Raw genomic sequence first — 2,174 nt, 5'->3', positions numbered from 1 at the left:
GTAATATAAAAAACATATTACAACAAACATTATTAGAAACCACCCTCTTCCATATTTTAGCAATAATAGATTCCTCACAGCATTCTGGAGCAGGTTTCAAAATTGCCTTGTTTGCAGTTCGCTAAACCCAAAGTGATGGAAGAGGTATAAGGAACGCCTTTAGCCAATGATTTATAGTCAGCGAAATATCTTATTTAAATTCACTAACAACTAAGTCCCATCCTTGTTAAAATTTCTGTCCCAACCTTAAATGCAGAAGGATCTAATCGTCTGTCAATTACTACCTGAATTCTTGTATTCATGTTGAAATCAATATTCATACTTTTTCCATTTAAATTTCCTGGAATTAAAAGTTTTATAGTACCTTCGTTATTACTATGCTGAACAGCCTCAGCTAGCTCTATTAGTTGTTGTATTCCGCCAGAATTTGTATTTTGCTCGGAGGTGTTTTCTACAGTCATGCCTACTTTTATTTTCATTTACAACTCCCTAGAGTAGCGTAACTATTTACGGAATATTATTGAACATACATTGCAAAATAAAAATGTAGCATATCTCAGATATTGCACCTAACCGTATAAACACTGGACACGTAAATCAATGGTACAAATAATTACATAATCTCACAAACTCAACATACTTTGGATAGAGTTAAATGATAATGTCAAAATCTGCGCGGCTTGTTTGAGTGAAGTGATTACCAAAGCCGAATTTTTGCAAGGGCAGTGAAAAAAGTAACAGATCGCCACTTCAGAAAAAATTTGGCGTTGCTGATTTCATGTATGAAAATGGTTTTCTTTTGCGCCGAAACCTTTATAGAGATATAAAATTTTATTTATGTCTCTACATTTTAATTTCTATTCAGCAACGGCTTATGCTTATTTTTTATATCTAGTTCATAACTAGATATTATTAATATTACATTTAGCAAATTTTAATTCATTGGTATTGTTCAGAAATGACACAATAATGGTGCAGATAAACTCGTTCTTTGGATCATAGTTCTCTATAAGATCCCGAATCATAATGTTATCTAAATTGTTTCCAAAAATCAGTTCAGAACTTTGAATAATATCATTTATATTTAAATAGATTACATCACCACACTCAAACTCATAACCAATAGGTGTAAAGTGAAAAAACAGAGTCCCTCGACCATACTTGGGATAATTATCTTTTGCATATTTTAATAATTGACTACCATGTGAATTGATTGACTCTTTTAGAAAGGATTCTGCGTGTGATAATGTCATATATGTTCTCTCTTCATTAATCCTAATTTTGCTTATTGAAAAGGCTATAGCTTGCAAAAGTTTAACAGTTATAGGTAGAATTTAGCATTTGTATAAATAAGTAAAATTCTAGATTTTAAAAGGTATTGGCATAGGTTTTGTCAAATTCTTATAGTAACCAATGTCGCGCAACAGGAGTAAACAGCATTGGCAATCAAGACGCTTGTGAACAAGCAGTTTGAAGTTTGACACATCCAAGATGAGCAACTTATTCTTACAAGATGCCTTAGTATGCCCAAATAAGTACTCATAACTATCAAAGCTTACTGGAATTACCCTTAACAAACCAAAACTACTTTTTATCAATCAAAAAATACATTGCGGGTTTTGGAGCTATGCCGGAGCTAAGTCACTAATCAGACAGACAGGATCATCGCCCGGCATACACTCCAAAACCGCCTCTTTCATGGTGAAAAGTAGCAGTGCATTCATGCAGCAATTCTAGTTCGATGTCAAAAATGCTTAAGCGTAGATATAGCAATAGTTTCCAGCTATCTTGCCCCTCATGACAGCTTCGTTAGATCCACCCCATCTAAGGTGCTAATCTCATTTCTCCTCAAAGCATTGCCCCCACAGTAGCAGCAACAAAGCATAGTCCCGTTTCCCCGCCAACGTCGAGCGATCGCATCCCTTAATGACCGTTAAAAATTCCTCGCCTGTACAACCGCTAGTATCGCGATCGCTGTTTTGCAAAATAAGGGGAGCAACAGAGAGCGTATCGGAGAGAATCAGGCTATTAATGCGATGAACCACTAGTAAGTCTACTCAAAAGATTAGATGGGAATTAGCAAAAAGTGGATGTGCGATCGCTCAATTGTATTAGTTCATACTAAATTAGTATATTTACTCAACTAATTTGTCATACCACTTAATTAATATATA

Annotated in this window: 3 protein-coding genes; all 3 read right to left on the bottom strand. The window is 34.7% G+C overall.

Annotation, left to right across the window (positions count from 1 at the left end; all coding sequences use genetic code 11):
• Window positions 1–203 precede the first annotated feature (203 nt).
• The 3 genes from GNF10_RS36515 to GNF10_RS39420 all read right to left on the bottom strand — a co-directional run bounded on the left by GNF10_RS36515 (window position 204) and on the right by GNF10_RS39420 (window position 2,045).
• Window positions 204–479, bottom strand: coding sequence for a hypothetical protein (locus GNF10_RS36515; RefSeq protein WP_185607471.1), 276 nt, complete (start codon window positions 477–479; stop codon window positions 204–206).
• 423 nt (window positions 480–902) lie between these two features.
• A complete protein-coding gene (locus GNF10_RS36510) occupies window positions 903–1,253 on the bottom strand; it encodes a hypothetical protein (RefSeq protein ID WP_185607470.1) in 351 nt (116 codons plus the stop codon).
• 585 nt (window positions 1,254–1,838) lie between these two features.
• On the bottom strand, window positions 1,839–2,045 hold the full coding sequence (locus tag GNF10_RS39420) for a hypothetical protein (protein WP_185587973.1): 207 nt from the start codon (window positions 2,043–2,045) through the stop codon (window positions 1,839–1,841).
• Window positions 2,046–2,174 lie beyond the last annotated feature (129 nt).

The organism is Nostoc sp. UCD121 (genome assembly GCF_014222285.1).
Taxonomy (GTDB): domain Bacteria; phylum Cyanobacteriota; class Cyanobacteriia; order Cyanobacteriales; family Nostocaceae; genus Nostoc.
Note: the sequence above shows the minus strand (reverse complement) of the source record. Positions and strands in the feature narration are given on the sequence as shown.

Excerpts from the sequence above, each read along its gene's own strand:
- GNF10_RS36515 (WP_185607471.1), bottom strand. The coding sequence starts at position 479 with ATGAAAATAAAAGTAGGCATGACTGTAGAAAACACCTCCGAGCAAAAT.
- GNF10_RS36510 (WP_185607470.1), bottom strand. The coding sequence starts at position 1,253 with ATGACATTATCACACGCAGAATCCTTTCTAAAAGAGTCAATCAATTCA.